The 16,320-nt window shown below is 62.0% G+C and carries 15 protein-coding genes; 11 read left to right on the forward strand and 4 right to left on the reverse strand.

Features of this window, described 5'->3' with window-relative positions:
- Positions 1-193: 193 nt before the first annotated feature.
- Entirely contained in the window at positions 194-2,740 is a 2,547-nt protein-coding gene (locus NN662_RS01230) for an ABC transporter permease (RefSeq protein ID WP_261928497.1), read from the reverse strand.
- The gene (locus NN662_RS01235; protein WP_261928498.1) at positions 2,737-3,450 is read right to left on the reverse strand and encodes an ABC transporter ATP-binding protein; all 714 of its coding nucleotides are present in this window, start codon (positions 3,448-3,450) and stop codon (positions 2,737-2,739) included. Before NN662_RS01235 ends, NN662_RS01230 begins: the two co-directional genes overlap by 4 nt.
- A gap of 77 nt (positions 3,451-3,527) precedes the next feature.
- Here NN662_RS01235 and NN662_RS01240 point away from each other — a divergent pair, with 77 nt between their 5' ends.
- Together NN662_RS01240 and thpR are read left to right on the forward strand one after the other, a co-directional pair.
- Positions 3,528-4,163 (forward strand): arylesterase, encoded by a 636-nt coding sequence (locus tag NN662_RS01240; RefSeq protein ID WP_261928499.1) that lies wholly within the window; start codon positions 3,528-3,530, stop codon positions 4,161-4,163.
- 77 nt (positions 4,164-4,240) lie between these two features.
- A complete protein-coding gene (gene thpR, locus NN662_RS01245) occupies positions 4,241-4,828 on the forward strand; it encodes an RNA 2',3'-cyclic phosphodiesterase (protein WP_261928500.1) in 588 nt (195 codons plus the stop codon).
- On the opposite strand, the gene NN662_RS01250 is transcribed toward thpR, so the two are convergent.
- Positions 4,768-5,241 carry a low molecular weight protein-tyrosine-phosphatase gene (locus NN662_RS01250; RefSeq protein ID WP_261928501.1) on the reverse strand — a complete coding sequence of 158 codons (474 nt, stop codon included), beginning with the start codon at positions 5,239-5,241 and terminating at the stop codon, positions 4,768-4,770. The two genes, thpR and NN662_RS01250, sit on opposite strands and share 61 nt — an antisense overlap.
- Before the next feature lie 57 nt (positions 5,242-5,298).
- Here NN662_RS01250 and NN662_RS01255 point away from each other — a divergent pair, with 57 nt between their 5' ends.
- The 6 genes from NN662_RS01255 (at position 5,299) to NN662_RS01280 (ending at position 10,043) form a co-directional block, all read left to right on the forward strand.
- The gene (locus NN662_RS01255; protein ID WP_261928502.1) at positions 5,299-5,595 is read left to right on the forward strand and encodes a 4a-hydroxytetrahydrobiopterin dehydratase; all 297 of its coding nucleotides are present in this window, start codon (positions 5,299-5,301) and stop codon (positions 5,593-5,595) included.
- Between the two features lie 91 nt (positions 5,596-5,686).
- On the forward strand, positions 5,687-6,067 hold the full coding sequence (locus NN662_RS01260; protein ID WP_261928503.1) for a YkvA family protein: 381 nt from the start codon (positions 5,687-5,689) through the stop codon (positions 6,065-6,067).
- Between the two features lie 248 nt (positions 6,068-6,315).
- Positions 6,316-6,819, forward strand: a complete 504-nt coding sequence (locus NN662_RS01265) for a DUF1176 domain-containing protein (RefSeq protein ID WP_261928504.1) — start codon at positions 6,316-6,318, stop codon at positions 6,817-6,819.
- A gap of 244 nt (positions 6,820-7,063) precedes the next feature.
- The gene (rlmN, locus tag NN662_RS01270; protein WP_261928505.1) at positions 7,064-8,302 is read left to right on the forward strand and encodes a 23S rRNA (adenine(2503)-C(2))-methyltransferase RlmN; all 1,239 of its coding nucleotides are present in this window, start codon (positions 7,064-7,066) and stop codon (positions 8,300-8,302) included.
- Positions 8,303-8,421: 119 nt separating this feature from the next.
- Positions 8,422-8,775 carry a YciI family protein gene (locus NN662_RS01275; protein ID WP_261928506.1) on the forward strand — a complete coding sequence of 118 codons (354 nt, stop codon included), beginning with the start codon at positions 8,422-8,424 and terminating at the stop codon, positions 8,773-8,775.
- The gene (locus tag NN662_RS01280) at positions 8,775-10,043 is read left to right on the forward strand and encodes an RNA polymerase sigma factor (protein ID WP_261928507.1); all 1,269 of its coding nucleotides are present in this window, start codon (positions 8,775-8,777) and stop codon (positions 10,041-10,043) included. Before NN662_RS01275 ends, NN662_RS01280 begins: the two co-directional genes overlap by 1 nt.
- Here NN662_RS01280 and NN662_RS01285 read toward each other — a convergent pair.
- Positions 10,027-10,674 (reverse strand): LysE family translocator, encoded by a 648-nt coding sequence (locus NN662_RS01285; RefSeq protein WP_261928508.1) that lies wholly within the window; start codon positions 10,672-10,674, stop codon positions 10,027-10,029. The two genes, NN662_RS01280 and NN662_RS01285, sit on opposite strands and share 17 nt — an antisense overlap.
- Positions 10,675-10,829: 155 nt before the next feature.
- On the opposite strand from NN662_RS01285, the gene NN662_RS01290 reads away from it, so the two are divergent.
- The 3 genes from NN662_RS01290 (at position 10,830) to NN662_RS01300 (ending at position 16,293) form a co-directional block, all read left to right on the forward strand.
- Positions 10,830-11,777, forward strand: a complete 948-nt coding sequence (locus NN662_RS01290; protein ID WP_261928509.1) for a phosphoribosylaminoimidazolesuccinocarboxamide synthase — start codon at positions 10,830-10,832, stop codon at positions 11,775-11,777.
- 126 nt (positions 11,778-11,903) lie between these two features.
- Positions 11,904-13,106 carry an efflux RND transporter periplasmic adaptor subunit gene (locus NN662_RS01295; protein ID WP_261928510.1) on the forward strand — a complete coding sequence of 401 codons (1,203 nt, stop codon included), beginning with the start codon at positions 11,904-11,906 and terminating at the stop codon, positions 13,104-13,106.
- Positions 13,107-13,152: 46 nt separating this feature from the next.
- Entirely contained in the window at positions 13,153-16,293 is a 3,141-nt protein-coding gene (locus NN662_RS01300; protein ID WP_261928511.1) for an efflux RND transporter permease subunit, read from the forward strand.
- Positions 16,294-16,320 lie beyond the last annotated feature (27 nt).

Consider the following 16,320-nt stretch of genomic DNA (forward strand, 5'->3'; position numbering starts at 1 on the left):
GTGAAGCCCGGCAATGCGTTTCGACATATGCGCCTTAAGCATTGTCAGCATGCGCCCGCGCGGGGAACTTTTATTTCACCTCGAAATATGAGGTGACATTTCATCCGATACAAGACCCGATCACTCCGATTTTATCGGGGTGGGGCGAACCTTACCGATATTTAATGCTCTGGTTAACGTAGCCCGGCCGTCGTCAGAGTTCCCGCAGGACCGAGGCAGGCTTCTTTCCGAGCACCGACCAGGTGCCGGCGAGGCCGACGCCGATGGTCAGGACGAGCGCGATGACGAGCGTCGTGACCGCGGCTTCCGGCAGGAAGACGGCGTTCAGATGCATGATCCGGTCGACGACATACCAGGAGGCGGCGGTCCCGGCCAGAAGCGCGAAAATCGCGGTGGCGAGCCCAAGGATCATGTACTCGTAGGTAAAGGCCCGGATCAGCATTGTCCGTTTCGCGCCGAGCGTCTTCAGGACCACGGCGTCGTGCGTACGTGCTCGGTTGCCGGCTGCCAGCGCGCCGGCGAGCACCAGGATCGACGCGACAAGCGCGAAGGCGGCGGCGGCGCGGATCGCGGTGGCAATCTGGCCGGCGAGCTTGTTGACGAGGTCCAGCGCATCCTTCACCCGTACGGTGGTGACGGCGGGGAAGGCATTGGTCACCTCCCGCATGATCGAGGCCTCGTCGGTGCCGCTTGCACCCGGATCCGTCAACGTGGCGATCCAGCCGTGCGGCGCGCCGCGGAAGGTGTTGGGCGAGAAGACCATGACGAAGTTGATCGACAGCGACTGCCATTCGACATCGCGGAAATTGGCGATCTTGGCGGTGATGTTGCGGCCGAGCACATTGACGGTGACGGTGTCGCCGAGCTTCAGGCCGAGGTCGCGCGCCTCCTCCGCCGAGAAGGAAACGAGCGGTTCGCCTGCGTAGTCGGGCGCCCACCACTTGCCTTCGGTCAGGGTCGAGTTTTCCGGCAGCGCATCCGCATAGGTGATGCCGCGATCGCCGCGCAGCACCCAGCGGCCGCCGGGCGGCACGTTCATCTTGGCGACATCCTCGCCGTTGAAGGCCATGATGCGTCCGCGCAGCATCGGCACTTCCATGAGCTTGCCTTCCGGCGCCTTCTCCTTCACCAGCGTGCGGAAGGCATCGATCTCGCTGCCCTGGATGCCGACGAAGAAGAAGTTCGGCGCCTGATCGGGGATCTTGCCAGTCAGTTCGCGGCGCAGATTGCCGTCGATCATGGTGAGCGTGACCAGAAGCGCCAGGCCGAGGCCGAGCGACAGGACGACCGGGGAAGTCAGCGCGCCGGGGCGGTGAATGTTGCCGATCGCGAGGCGCAGTGCCGGCGAACTGACGATCGGTGCACGACGGGCGATCGCCGCGATGCCGGCGGCGACCACGCGTAGGACGACGAAGGCGCAGGCGGTAGCGATGATGAAGACGGCGGCGATGAAGCGGTCGTCGGCAATCAGCAGCGCCAGACCGGCGAGCGCGACAAGCGAAACGGCGGCAACGGCGAGATAGGGCCATGACGGCCAGCGGCGGTCCTCGAAGCCCTGCTCGCGAAAGAGTGCTGTGGCCGGGATTTCGCGGGTCTGCCCGAGCGGCAGGATGGCGAAGGCGAGCGTCGTCAGGTAGCCGAAGACGGCGGCAATCGCCAGCGCAGAGGGATAGAGCGTTGCCTCACTGCTGACCGGCAGGATGCCGGCGAGAAACTGGAGCGCGATGAACGGCGCAATCGCGCCGATGACAAGGCCGATGAGGACACCGACGGTGGCGATCATCATGATCTGGATGAGATAGATCATCACCACGACGGATGCGGGCGCGCCGAGACACTTGAAGGTGGCAATCGTGGTGCGCTTCGAATCGAGGAAGGCGCGGACCGCATTGGCGACGCCGGCGCCGCCGACGATCAGTGCGGTGAGGCCGACGAGCGTCAGGAACTGGGTAAAGCGCTCGATGTTGTTGGTGAGTGCCGGCGTGGCGTTGGTGCTGGAGCGGATCGACCAGCCGGCGTCCGGAAACTTCGCCTTGGCGGCGTCGATGATGCGGGGAAGCGGCGGGTGACCGGCAGGCAGCTTCACCTTGTAGGCCGTTTCGACGAGGCTTCCCGTCTGCACGAGGCCTGAGACCGTCAGAGCCTGACGGCTGACCATCAGGCGCGGCGCGAAGCCAAAGCCTTCGGAGAGGGCGTCCGGCTCATTGTCGAGGCGCGCCGTGATGACGAGTTTCAGGTCGCCGAGCAGAAGCGGGTCGCCGACTTTCAGACCGAGGCGGTCGAGCAATATCGGCGCGGCGATGGCACCATAGCTGCCGTCGGCTTCGGCGAGCAGTTGCGCGGTTGGTGCTGCCGGCGTGGTTTCGAGCTTGCCGTAAAGCGGATAGGCGTCGTCGACCGCCTTGACCTCGACCAGCGACTGGTCGGAGCCGTCCGCCTTGCGGGCCATCGAGCGCGTGCCGGTGGAAATGGCGACGTCACCAAGACCCCGCAGATAGGAGAGTTCGTCAGACGAGGCTTCCCGGTTGTTCAGTTCGAAGCGAAGATCGGCCCCCAGAAGCTCGCGCCCCTGCGAGGAGATCGAGCCGGTAATGGCGCCGGAAATGGAATTGACGGCGGCAATCGCCGCGGTGCCGAGCGCGATGCAGGCGAGGAAGATGTAGAAGCCTTTCAGCCCGCCGCGCAGTTCCCGCGATGCCAGTCGCCATGCGAGACCGAGACGGAATTGCAGCTGGTTCATGCGAGCGCCGCCTCCGCGCCGGCGCCGGCTTTGGCGTCCGCCGGTTCGATTTCTCCGGAACGCATTCGGATCTGGCGCGAGCAGCGGGCGGCAAGTGCGGGATCATGGGTGACGAGAACCAGCGTCATGCCACGCTCTGCCTGCTGGGCAAACAGGAGATCGGCGATCTGGCGTCCGGTTTCGGTGTCGAGGTTGCCGGTGGGTTCGTCGGCGATCAGGACCGCCGGGGACGGTGCCAGCGCCCGGGCGATGGCGACGCGCTGCTGCTCGCCACCCGACAGCTGGCCGGGATAGTGGTTCATGCGTTCGCCAAGGCCGACGGCGGTCAATTCCCGCCGGGCAATGTCGAAGGCATCCTTGACCCGGGCGAGTTCCAGCGGGACGGCGACGTTTTCCAAGGCCGTCATGTTGGCGATCAGGTGGAAGGACTGGAACACGATGCCGATGTTGCGGCCGCGGTAATCGGCCAGCTCATCCTCGCGCATGGCTTGGAGAGCGGCATCGCCGACACGGATTTCGCCGCTGTCCAGGCGCTCCAGCCCGGCCATGACCATCAGCAGCGTCGACTTGCCGGAGCCGGACGGTCCGACGATGCCGACGGATTCGCCCTTGGCGATCTGCAGCCCGACATTCTTCAGCACATGGACGGAGACCGCGCCATTGCCGAGCGTCAGATCCGCCTTGCGCATTTCGATGATGGTTTCACTCACGACGCGGCGCCCTATATTGTTGCCAAGGAAATCCGGTGCTCCAGGGCCCGAGATCAAGTCAATCTAGGAAAGCCGCTATGTCATTTAAAGCCGCCGTCGTTCAATTCCTTGTCATGACCGCCCTGTTTGCGGGCGTCGGCGGACCGGCGGAGGCCAGAGACATAAAGCTGGTCGGCTTCGGAGACAGCCTGATGGCGGGATACCAGCTGCCCGCAGGTGATGCTTATCCGGCAAAGCTCGAGGCGGCGTTGAAAGCCAAGGGCTACGACGTTTCGATCAGTAATGCCGGCGTTTCCGGCGACACGACGCGTGACGGTCTGGCGCGGGCGGACTGGTCGGTGCCGGACGGGACGGATGGCGTCATCCTCGAGCTCGGCGCCAATGACGCGCTGCGCGGCATCGCACCGGAGGAGACGGAGAAGAACCTGGTCGCCATGATCGAGCGGTTCAAGGAGCGCGGTATCGCGGTCATGCTCGTCGGGATGATGGCGCCACCGAATATGGGGGACGATTATGCCAAGCGCTTCAATGCGATTTATCCACAGCTTGCCGAGACCTACGGATTGCCGCTCTATCCGTTCTTTCTCGATGGCGTGGTGACCGTGAAAGGCACGCAATTGTCGGACGGAATGCACCCCGACGCAAAGGGCGTCGACATCATGGTGGAGAAGTCGCTTCCGTTTGCCGAAAAATTCATCAAGGCGATTCCGTGAATAAAAATTAAGGACTTGCGTACCATTTGAATGCATGATCGGTTGTCTATACCAGTCATAGATTCGGGGAGCTCGCCATGCCGAGACTGTTTACCGCCCTCGAAATTCCGCGTCATGCGGCAATGAGCCTTTCATTGTTGCGCGGAGGATTGCCTGGAGCTCGATGGATCGACGTCGAGAACTATCACATCACACTCCGCTTCATCGGTGACGTCGACGGCCGCACGGCCGACGAGATCGTCGACCGGCTGGACCGGATCGACCGGCCGGAATTCGAAATCAGTCTGAACGGCATCGGGTCCTTCGGGTCCAAGAAGCCGCATTCGGTCTGGGCGGGTGTGACGCAGGCGCCGGAAATGTTCCAGCTGCAGGCCGAAATCGAGCGCATCTGCCAGCGGATCGGGCTGCCGCCGGATCCGCGAAAGTTTTCGCCGCACGTGACGCTGGCGCGGCTGCGCGCGTCGCGGCTCGATGACGTAGTACATTATCTTGCGGGGCGCGGCGATTTTCACACCGCGCCCTTCGTCGTTTCACGCTTCGTGCTTTTGTCGTCGAAGGAGTCCGTCGGCGGCGGGCCGTACCTGACCGAAGAGGTCTTCCCGCTTCACGACCGGTTCCCGAGCTTCTCGACGAGCGAGGCGCAACCGTTCAAGAGCATGCTGTAGACGGTCTCGAAGCCATCGGCGCCGCCATAATAGGGATCGGGAATGTCCGATGACGTGCCGAGCGCGTAGTCGTTGAACAGGTGGGTGCCGAGTGGCGGCATGGCCGGCGCCATTCTCGTGAGGTTGTCCAGATTGCTGCGGTCCATGGCCAGGATCAGGTCGAAGCCCTCGAAATCCTCGGTCAGTACCTGTCTGGCTCGCTGATTGGAAATGTCGATGCCGTGTCTGCGGGCGACCGCGATCGAGCGGCGGTCCGGCGGCTCACCCTGATGCCAGGCGCCGGTGCCGGCCGAATCGGCGGCAAAGCGGGCGGAACAACCTGCCTCGTCGACGGTTTTCAGAAAGACGCCCTCTGCGAGCGGTGAACGGCATATGTTGCCAAGACAGACGAAAAGCACGTTGCAGGCAGTCATTTGATCGGCGGTCCCTTAGATCGTTGCGAAGGCTGCGGCAGAAGCGGGAGAACATCCATGAAACATGACAGACTGGAACCGGCCATGATCACATCGAAACTTGAAGGGCTGTCGGGCTGGGAGGTCAATGCCGACGGTACGGCCATTTCTAAGAGTTTCAAGTTTGCCGACTTTACCGAAGCCTTTGCCTTCATGACGCGGATGGCGTTGAAGGCCGAGAAGCTCAACCACCATCCGGAATGGTTCAATGTCTATTCGAAGGTGGACGTGACGCTGTCGACGCATTCGGCAAAGGGATTGACCGATCTCGACTTCATGCTCGCTTCCGAAATGGATGCCGCCGCCGGAGACTGACGATTTCGGATGGTCGCTGTCCGATTTCTGTGGCGAAACCGGGCGAAAGTCACCATCTGAAGGTCGAAACCTTTCAGAAAGGGGGATTTCGATGGACGACATCAAGTATGGCGAAATTCTGCTTCCGGGCGACGAAAAGACACAGGATCGGCGCGAGAAGCGGGTGCGCGACAAGTTCTGGCCGACGATGAAGAAGGCGGTTCGCCACCTTCCGTTCGGCCGGGACGCGGTTGCTGCCTTCTATTGCGCGACCGATCCAAAGACGCCGCGAAAGGTCAAGGGCATCCTGCTGGCCGCCCTTGCCTATTTCGTCATGCCCGCCGACATCATTCCCGACTTCTTCGCCGTCATCGGCTTTTCCGATGACATGGCGGTGCTGACGGCCGCCATCGCGATGGTCAGCGGTCATATCAAAGAGGGACATTACGAGGCGGCGGACCGGGCTCTTTCGGATGAAACTCCGAAGCCGTAGCGATGATGGCGAGAGTTTGGCGAAATGCGCCAAACTCTCGCCAGATTTGTTCTGTCTTTGGGCATCAGATGGTAGTGGGACAGATCGCAAAGACATCCCGAACGGCCGGTGGGCGCGGCCTTGCCATCAGATTTTATCGTTCTCGTTGACGGTTTGGTAACCAGGATGAATCCAAAATGAACCAGACCGCTTAACTGTCTGCCTGGGCCTCCGTTCCCGGGACCAAGATACCAACCGGCAGGAAATCCATGTTTGTAAGAAGTCTCTCCGCAGCACTCTCGATCGTTCTCGTCACCGCAACCGGTGCGTTGGCTGAGAAGCCGACCCGTATCGACCAGTTCAAGGCCTGGGGCGCCTATTCCTACAAGTCGGGCAACGGCACGGTCTGCTATGTTCTTTCGGTTCCGACCAAGAAGGAGCCGGCCAATGTCGATCATGGCGACAATTTCTTCATTGTGTCCCAGCGTCCCGGCCAGAACATCGCCTACGAGCCGCAGGCAATGATGGGATATACGCTGAAGCCCGATTCCAAGGTCAATGTCACCATCGACAGCAAGACCTTCGTCATGTTCGTCAAGGACAAGGCCGCCTGGCTTGAGAACGCGGCCGAGGAGCCGTCGCTCGTCGCAGCGATGAAGGCCGGCTCTTCGATGACCGTCAAGGCGACCTCGCTGCGCGGTACGGGCACCAGCTATTCCTATTCGCTGTCGGGTATTTCCGCGGCGCTGCAGAAGATTGAAAGCTGCAAGTAATCGCTGACGCGGGCGACCGCGTTCAGGCGTTTCGAAAAGGCCGGGCTTCCCGGCCTTTTCCTTTGTCCGAGTGCCCCGAACAGCGGCGGGGGTGACGGACCGGCGTTTTGGTGCTAAAGGGCGCCCTTCAAGGCCGCAGCCCAACGAGGCTGGCGACTGTCCGGCAGGGATTGATGTCCTGATCCGCGACCGTGACCGGCCCGACAGCATTTTTCGAATTCTTGAAGAGACAGGATTGCCGATCATGAGCGGCGAAAGCGCAGTACTCGTATCCGACGTTGTGAAGACAGGCGGCCCCGTTCGCCTCGGCAGTGCTGAAAAGCCGATGCTGATCGGACTGACGCGCGAGGAAATGGGCACAGCACTGGCCGAAAAGGGCGTACCGGAGCGTCAGGTCAAGATGCGCGTGGCGCAGTTGTGGAACTGGATCTACGTGCGCGGCGTCTCCGATTTCGACGCGATGACCAATGTCTCGAAAGACATGCGCGAAATGCTGAAGGCGAACTTCTCGATCGCCCGGCCGGAAATCGTCGAGGAACAGATCTCCAATGACGGCACGCGCAAGTGGCTGCTGCGGTTTCCGCCGCGCGGCGCCGGCCGTCCGGTCGAGGTCGAAACCGTCTACATTCCCGAAGAGGGTCGCGGAACGCTCTGCATTTCCAGCCAGGTCGGCTGTTCGCTCACCTGCACCTTCTGTCACACCGGCACACAGCGCCTGGTGCGCAACCTGACGGCCGAGGAAATCCTGTCGCAGCTGCTGCTTGCCCGCGACCGACTCGGCGATTTCCCGGATCGCGATGTGCCGCAGGGCGCCATGATCCCGTCGAGCGACCGCAAGGTCACCAATATCGTGATGATGGGCATGGGCGAGCCGCTCTACAATTTCGAGAGCGTCAAGACCGCGCTGCTCATTGCGACCGACGGCGACGGGCTATCGCTTTCGAAGCGGCGCGTTACGTTGTCGACCTCCGGCGTGGTGCCGGAAATCTATCGTACCGGCGAGGAGATCGGCGTGATGCTGGCGATCTCGCTGCATGCGGTTCGCGACGAGCTGCGCGACATGCTGGTGCCGATCAACAAGAAGTATCCGCTGAAGGAACTGATCGAGGCCTGCCGCGCGTATCCGGGGCTGTCGAATGCCCGCCGGATCACCTTCGAATATGTCATGCTCAAGGGTGTCAACGACAGCCTGGAAGACGCTCGCGATCTGGTGAAGCTCCTGAAGGGCATTCCAGCCAAGATCAACCTCATTCCATTCAATCCCTGGCCGGGCACGAATTACCAGTGTTCCGACTGGGAGACGATCGAGACCTTCGCCGAATTTGTCAACAGCGCCGGCTATGCCTCGCCGATCCGCACGCCGCGCGGTCGCGATATCCTGGCGGCCTGTGGTCAGCTGAAGTCGGAGTCGGAGCGCATGCGCAAGACCGAGCGACTGGCCTTCGAGGCGATGATGATCGCCGGCCACGGCGAGGACGACTGAGACCGGTTTTCGCGGCTTTCAAAAAATATTCGTCGGCGATGTCGATGTGAGCTAATCCTGTTCGTCAAGGCGGTGACCTGTGCGGCAGTCGCGCAGGCTGACCCGAACGGAGGTTCACCATGAAGTACATTGCCTTGATCTATTCTGATCCCCAGACGTCGCCCGCTCCGGGCACGGAAAACTTCGGCCGCATGATGGGCGGCTACGAACTCTGCAACAAGACCTATCACGCCGACGGCGTCTATGTGGCCGGTGACGCATTGCAGCCGGCGACTACGGCAACGACCGTCCGGGTGCGCGACGGCAAGACCGAAACCATGGACGGTCCCTTCGCCGAGACCAAGGAGCAGCTCGGCGGCTTCTATATCCTCGATTGCGAGACGCTGGACGATGCCATTCGCTATGCGGCGATGATCCCGCATGCCGCGACCGGTTCGGTTGAAGTGCGCCCGATCATGGTGTTCGATCGCTGATGTCCGGCGGCAGCGGCGAAGGCGCCGATGCGGTATCGCGCGCGGTCGACAGGATCGCGCGCGAAGACCAGGGCAGGCTGCTCGCCGTTCTGGTGCGCTCGCTGCGCAATTTCCAGCTTGCCGAAGACAGTCTCCAGGATGCGCTGGAATCGGCGCTTGTGCACTGGCGGCGCAATGGAGTGCCGCAGTCGCCTGCCGCCTGGCTGTTGCAGGCAGCGCGCCGCAAGGCCATTGACCGGCTGCGGCGGACGGCCAATTTCGACGGCAAGGCGGGCGAGGTCGCCTTCCTCCTCGAAAATGCCATTGCGGAGGCCAATGAACGGCGGGACGAGCCGATCGAGGACGACCGGCTGAAGCTCATCTTCGCCTGCTGCCATCCGGCGATCGACCGAAAGACCTGCGTGGCGCTGACCCTGCGATCCGTCAGCGGCCTGAAGACGGAGGAAATCGCCGACGCATTTGTCGACAGTCCGACGGGCATGGCGCAGCGGCTGGTCCGGGCCCGCCAGAAGATTGCCGCTGCCGGGATCGCGTTCGAGGTTCCGGGACCCGAGAGCTGGGCCGAGAGGCTGGAGAGCGTCCTTGCCGTCATCTACCTCACCTTCAACGAAGGCTATGCCGCCGCGGGCGACGAGATCCTTCGCGCCGATCTTTGCGAGGAGGCGATCCGGCTTGCCCATCTTGTGATGGGCCTGCTGCCCGGCGAGGCGGAGGTGGAAGGGCTGGCCGCGCTGATGACCTTGCATCATGCCCGACGGCATGGGCGAACTGCGCCCGACGGAATACCGTTGTCGCTCGAAGAGCAGGACCGGAGCCTTTGGGATCGCGAGGAGATTTCCCGAGGCACGAAGCTCTTGGACATGGCGATGCGACGCGGCAATCCGGGGCAGTATCAGATCCAGGCGGCGATCGCCGCGCTGCATGCCGAGGCGCCGGACTTTGCGAGCACCGATTGGCGGCAGATCGCACTTCTTTACGGCGTTCTGACATCCATGGCAAACAATCCAGTGTTCGAACTCAACCGGATTGCGGCGGTCTCCTTTTATCAGGGACCCGAAAAGGCGCTCGCCCTATTGAAACCGATTGCGCCGGCGCTCGTACAGTACCAGCCGTTTCATGCGCTGCATGCCGATCTTCTCGTGCGATGCGGAGAGATCGAGGCGGCGCGGCTCGCCTATCGCAGCGCCATCGACCTGTCGCAGTCGGGTGCGGAGAAACGGTTCCTGGAGCGGCGGCTTGCCGTCCTTGCTGTCAGCGGGCGTGGGTGAAGAAGATCTTGACCGCGAAAATCGAGAAGACACCGGCAAAGGTGTAGTCGATCCAGCGCAGGACGCGGCGATTGGCCATCAGCCATCCTGACAGCCAGCCGGCGGCCAGGATGATGGCGATCGTCACCGGCAGGGCCAGGGCGATGAAATAGAAGCCGAGGAACAGCAGCTTGCCGGTCACATGCGGATCGGAGGCCTGAACGAATTGCGGCAGGAAGGTCATGAAGAAGATGATGACCTTCGGATTGAGCAGGTTGACCCAGAAACCGTTCAGCAGCGCCTCCATGTGCGAACCACGCCTTTCGACGCCGGCTTCTGCCGCCATGACGAAGTTGGATCCCTTGCGAATGGCGTGGAAGGCCAGCCACAAGAGATAGGCCGCGCCACCGGTCTTCAACACGAAGAAGGCGGCCGGCGAGGCAACGATCAGGGCTGAAATGCCGAACGCCACAAGCACCGTATGGATGACAAGGCCGATATTTGTGCCGAGCAGCACCATGAAGGCGGAACTCCGGCCCTCCTTCAGCGCCCTGCCGATCTGCAGCGTCATGTCCGGTCCCGGCGTCAGCGTCAGCAGCATGCAGGCGGCGGCGAAGGTCAGCAGGGTGGGGAGACTTGGAACGAAGTCCATGGTTTGCTCTCGAGGTTCGAAGATGGTGCGCCCCTCTTACACCGGGCCCGGACGCGGGGGAAGATGGCGGCCGCGATCCTTGCCAACCCCGAGCCTTCTTGCTATCGCGGATCAGCAATCGCCGCGCTGCGGCAAAGACATGATGCGAGGCCGATGTGCGCACCCTGACCGATGCCTATATTCCGGAACTGCCGAATTATTATCGCGGCAAGGTGCGCGAGAACTACGACCTTCCGGACGGCAGCCGCGTCATCATTTCGACCGACCGCATCAGCGCCTTCGACCGCATCCTGACCTGCATTCCCTACAAGGGTCAGGTGCTGACGCAGACGGCGCGTTACTGGTTCGAGAAGACTGCAGACATCTGCCCGAACCACGTCATCGACTATCCCGACGTCAATGTCGTGGTCGGCAAGCGTCTCGATATCCTGCCGGTCGAGATCGTCGTGCGCGGTTATCTAGCCGGCACCACCTCGACGTCCATCCTCACCCTCTACAAGAAGGGCGAGCGCCAGATGTACGGAGTGACCTTTCCCGATGGGCTGCGTGACAATCAGGTGCTGCCGACGCCGATCATCACGCCGACGAGCAAGGAATTCGATGGCGGCCATGACGAGCCGCTGACGCCGGCCGAGATCATCGAAAAGGGACTGCTGACCCAGGAGCAGTGGGACACGGTTTCCCGCTACGCGCTGGCGCTGTTTGCCCGTGGTCAGGAACTCGCCGCCGAACGCGGTCTCATCCTGGTCGACACGAAGTATGAATTCGGGACCGACGAAAACGGCACGATCATCCTCGCCGACGAAATCCACACGCCGGATTCCTCTCGCTACTGGTTTTCCGAGGCCTATGAAGACGCATTCCAGGCCGGTAAGCGGCCGCAGAGCTTCGACAAGGATTTCATCCGCTCGTGGGTCGTCGAACGTTGCGACCCGTACAACGACGATATTCCGGAAATTCCGGCCTCGCTGATCGAGGAAGCGTCGAAGGTCTATATCGAGGCTTACGAGATGATCACGGGCAGCCGGTTCGTTCCCGATGACAGCTTTGATACGCCGCTTGCGCGGGTTCGCGCCCACTTGCAGCATCTGTTTGTGAAATAAAGCAGACGTCGGCGTGCTGGTCATGCCGATGATTGATGCTAGATTACCGGAAATTAATTGGCGGTCCCCGATGTGACATGTTAGCGCATGTCATATTGTTGGATTGCGCATTGCCCCGGGATTTTCATGAAAAGACGCTATTTCCTCGCCCTTGCTCCGCTTCTGCTTGCGCTGTCGGCCTGCAGTGATTCAGGTTCCAGTGAAAAAGCCGGGGGGGCTCGGGGCGGTCGTGAAGTCACGGTCGGCGTCATCAAGATGGAGAGCGGGACGGCTCCGGTGACGATCGTGCTGCCTGGTCGGGCGGTGTCGTATCGCTCCGCGGACATCCGGCCGCAGGTCGGCGGCATGATCAAGGAGATCGCCTACAAGGAGGGCACTCCGGTCAAGCAGGGCGACCTGCTGTTCAAGATCGAGGACGATACCTACGTTGCGGCCGTGGCGGAAGCCGAAGCGGCTCTGGCCAAGGCGCAGGCGAGTGTGCCGTCCGCCGAGGCCAATTACGAGCGTTATCAGCGGCTGGTCAAAAGCGGCGGGGCAACCGAGATCGCCCTTGACGATGCCCAGGTGGCCTTGCTGCAGGCGAAGGCAGACGTCTCTTCGACCCAGGCCGCGCTGCAATCTGCCAAGATCAATCTCCAGCATACGGAAATCCGGGCGCCCTTCGACGGCATTGCCGATGTTTCCGCCTTCAGCATCGGAAACCTCGTGACGGCAAGCCAGAGCGATGCGCTGACCACCATTCGCCAGACCGACCCGATCTATGTCGATCTCAGCGATTCGAGTGTCAATCTGCTGCGCTTCCGCACGGCGATCGAGTCGGGAGCGCTCAGCGGCAATGTTCGTCAGGCTCCCATCAGCCTTACGCTCGAAAACGGCGACAAGTATGACCAGACCGGAACCTTCGATGTGCCGAAATCGACGGTCAGCGAGGCGACGGGGTCCTTCACCATCCGAGCGTCCTTCCCCAATCCGAAGCGCATGCTGGTGCCGGGAATGTTTGTCCGTGCGACCCTGGAGATCGGCGAACAGAAGGGCTACCTGATCCCGCAGCGGGCGGCGAGCCGCGATTCGGAAGGCAACCTCACCGCGCGCTTCGTCAGCAAGGACGGCAAGGTCGAGACCCGAACGTTCAACAAGGCCACAGCCTCCGGCAACAGCTGGCTCGTCCAGTCGCAGATCGCCGACGGCGATCAGCTGATCATCGACGGACTGCAATCCATATCCGACGGCATGACCGTGAAGACCAAGGACGTGACACTGGACAAGACCGGTGTGGCGCATGACGTGGAAGCGCAAGGGGACGGCGCGGCAGCGAAGCCGACCAAATAGGTCCTGACCTCGCTTTCATGACGGCATTCCCATACAGGATTTTTTAATGGCAAGCTTTTTCATCAGACGGCCGATTTTTGCCTGGGTTATCGCGATCGTCATCATGCTCGGCGGCGCGCTGTCGATCTATACGCTGGCCATATCGCAATATCCGGACATCGCGCCGACAACCGTGCGCATTTCCGCCACCTATAGCGGTGCGTCCGCCGACACGGTGCAGAACTCGGTGACCACGGTCATCGAAAACGCCATGACCGGCCTTGACGACCTGACCTACATGACCTCGTCGTCTTCGACGGGCTCGGCGTCGGTGACGCTGACCTTCGGCAATTCGATCGATCCGGACATCGCCCAGGTCCAGGTCCAGAACAAGCTGCAGCTGGTGGAATCGCAGCTGCCGGACAGCGTCCAGCAGAAGGGCGTGCGCGTCACCCGGTCATCGACGTCGATCCTGATGGTTGGCGCGCTGGTATCGACCGACGGCAAGCGGACCTCGGCACAGCTCGGCAACCTGATGTCGACGTCCATCGAAGACCAGATTCAGCGCGTCGAGGGTGTCGGATCGATCAACGTCTTCGGTTCGGGCTACGCCATGCGCATCTGGCTCGATCCGCTGAAGATGTACAAGTACCAGTTGATTCCGAGCGATGTGACATCCGCGGTCGAGGCGCAGAACAAGCAGGTTGCCGTCGGTTCGCTCGGTGCCTTGCCGGCCGTCGAGGGGCAGCAGATCAATGTCACCGTGACCGCGCAGAGCCAGTTGAAGTCGGTCAGCGATTTCCAGGCGATCATCCTGAAGACCGAAGCGGACGGTTCGACCGTCAGGCTCGGCGACGTCGCGCGCATCGAGATCGGCCAGGAAAGCTACGGATCCGAGTCGCGCTACAACGGCAATCCGTCCGCCGGCTTCGCGGTCAACCTCGCGACCGGCGCCAACGCGATCGACACGTCTGCCCGCGTCGAAAGCGCGCTTGCCACCATCAGCAAGGGTCTGCCGAGCGGCGTCGAGATCGTCTATCCCTATGACACCACGCCCTTCGTCAAGCTGTCGATCGAGAAGGTCGTCGAGACCCTGGTCGAAGCGATCGTGCTCGTCTTCTTCGTTCTCCTGATCTTCCTGCAGAATCTTAGGGCGACCTTCATTCCGATGATTGCCGTTCCGGTGGTGCTGCTCGGTACCTTCGGCATCCTTTCGCTGACCGGATTCACGATCAACACGCTCACCATGTTCGCGATGGTGCTGGCGATCGGTCTGCTCGTCGACGACGCCATCGTGGTGGTCGAGAACGTCGAGCGCCTGATGGCGACCGAACGCCTGTCGCCGGTGGCGGCGACGGAAAAGTCGATGGGCGAGATTACCGGCGCCATCGTCGGCATCGCGCTCGTGCTGACGGCCGTCTTCATTCCGATGGCCTTCTTCGGCGGATCGGTCGGGGTCATCTACCAGCAATTTTCGGTGACCATCGTCTCGGCGATGCTTCTCTCGGCGCTGGTCGCGATCGTGCTCACCCCGGCGCTTTGCGCCACCATGCTGAAGCCGATCGACCATGACAAGGAGCCGAACGCGCTGGCCGGATGGTTCAACCGTTGGTTCGGTCGCGCCACCAACGGCTACGGAAAGACCGTCGGCGGACTGCTCAAGCGTCCCATTCGCGTGCTCATCCTGTTCCTTGCCATCGGTATCGGCTGTGCGGGCCTCTTCACCAGAATTCCAAGTTCCTTCCTGCCGCAGGAAGACCAGGGCGTTCTGATGACGATGATCACCCTGCCGGACGGGGCGACCATCGAGCGCACCAAGTCGGTGATGGAAAAGGTCGAGAACTATTATCTGACCCAGGAGAAGGGCGACGTGCAGGCCGTGTTCGGCGCTCTCGGCTTCAGCTTCGGCAGCACCGGCCAGAACTCCGCCATGCTGTTCGTCAAGCTCAAGGATTTCGACGAGCGGACGGCGGCCGACCAGAGCGCAAGCGCGATTGCCGGCCGGGCGATGCGCTTCTTCTCCACGATCCGCGACGCGCAGGTCTTCGCGCTGCAGCCGCCGGCCATTCCCCGCATGGGCAATACCAACGGTTTCTCCATGTATCTCGTCGATACGGGCAATCAGGGCGTGACCGCACTCAACAATGCGGCCAACGAGCTTGCGGAGCGTGGCGCGCAGAACTCGCTCGTCAATTCGATCCGTGGCAATTCGAAGTCGCTCGAATCGCAGATGAAGATCGTCATCGATCAGGAAAAGGCCGGCGCGATGGACGTCAGCCTGAGCGAGATCAACGCCATGCTGTCGACCGTCTTCGGGGGCACGAATGTCAATGATTTCGATCTCAACGGCGATCTGAAGCCGGTCTATGTCGAAGGCGATGCGCCCTTCCGCATGCAGCCCGAGGATCTGAACTACTGGTACGCCCGCAACACGAACGGCGACATGGTGCCGTTCTCGAGTTTCGCCAAGGTCGAATGGGTCCAGGGGTCGCCGTCGCTGGCGCGGTTCGACGGCACCAATGCGATTGCGATCAGCGGTTCGGCCGGGACCGGCGTCAGCTCCGGTGCCGCCATGGACGAGATGGAGCGTCTCGTTTCCCAACTCGATGGCGGCTACACCGTCGCCTGGGAAGGCATTTCCTATCAGGAGCGGCTCTCCGGAAACCAGGCGCCTTATCTTTATGCGATTTCGATTCTGGTCGTCTTCCTGTGCCTTGCCGCGCTCTATGAAAGCTGGTCGATCCCGTTCTCGGTGATCATGGCCGTGCCGATCGGCGTGTTCGGAGCGCTTGCCGCCGCCACGCTGTTCTCGCAATCGAACGACGTCTACTTCAAGGTCGGACTGCTGACGACCATTGGTCTGGCGGCGAAGAACGCCATCCTCATCGTCGAGTTTGCCAGGGACCGGCAGGAATCCGGCATGGGGCTGATGGAAGCGGCGCTGGAGGCGGCACGCCTGCGCCTGCGGCCGATCGTCATGACCTCGCTTGCCTTCATTCTCGGCGTGCTGCCGCTCGCAGTCGCCAGCGGTGCGGGATCGAAGGCGCAGAACTCGATCGGCATCGGCGTGCTCGGCGGCATGCTGGCGGCCACGCTGCTCGGCATCTTCTTCGTCCCGAGCTTCTTCGTGATGATTCGGAGGCTCGCCGGAGCGAAGGCCCTGCGCAAGGCAGGTGTGGCAGATAAGTCAGCCGATCCCAATGAGTGACCTTGTCGAGGCCTGCCGGGATTGTAT

The sequence above is a fragment of the Rhizobium sp. NRK18 genome (genome assembly GCF_024385575.1).
GTDB lineage: Bacteria > Pseudomonadota > Alphaproteobacteria > Rhizobiales > Rhizobiaceae > JANFMV01.